The organism is Candidatus Symbiothrix dinenymphae (assembly GCF_001431085.1).
Window position 1 is genome coordinate 1 of the sequence record NZ_BBRU01000485.1, and the last position, 401, is coordinate 401.

The following is a 401-nucleotide window of genomic DNA, read 5'->3' on the forward strand; positions in this document are numbered from 1 at the left end:
CGATGATTTTAGGGATTTGTGTGTTGGCATGTAAGCCCTTGAATTGGTCTTGTGAGGCTGCCAATGGGTCTAAAACGGCGTGATGATAAAACTTTTCCGCCATTTGGAGGTGCTTGTTTTCTCCCGTAAGGGCATAAAGATTGTACAAAGCGTCATTCATTCCTCCAAATTCGCAGGAAAGTATGATTTGCCATTGTGCCTCCGTCAGGTTTTTGAATTTTTCGTAAATCCAGTTTGCAAAGTTTACAGCAACGGTTTTTGCCGTTTCATTACCGGTGTACAGATAAACATCCAGGAGGCCTGCCAGCAATTTATGCAGGTTATACCAGGGCACCCACACACCGTTTAAGTCAAAAGGATGCCCGGTGCGGATATTTCCTTTTGCAACCTCATCCCATAAT

1 protein-coding gene is annotated in these 401 nt (G+C 44.1%); it reads right to left on the reverse strand.

What is annotated here, in order from left to right; translation table 11 throughout:
• The coding region (locus tag ASC50_RS05240) for a beta-L-arabinofuranosidase domain-containing protein (RefSeq protein WP_193391214.1) at window positions 1–401 on the reverse strand (401 nt) is incomplete at both ends.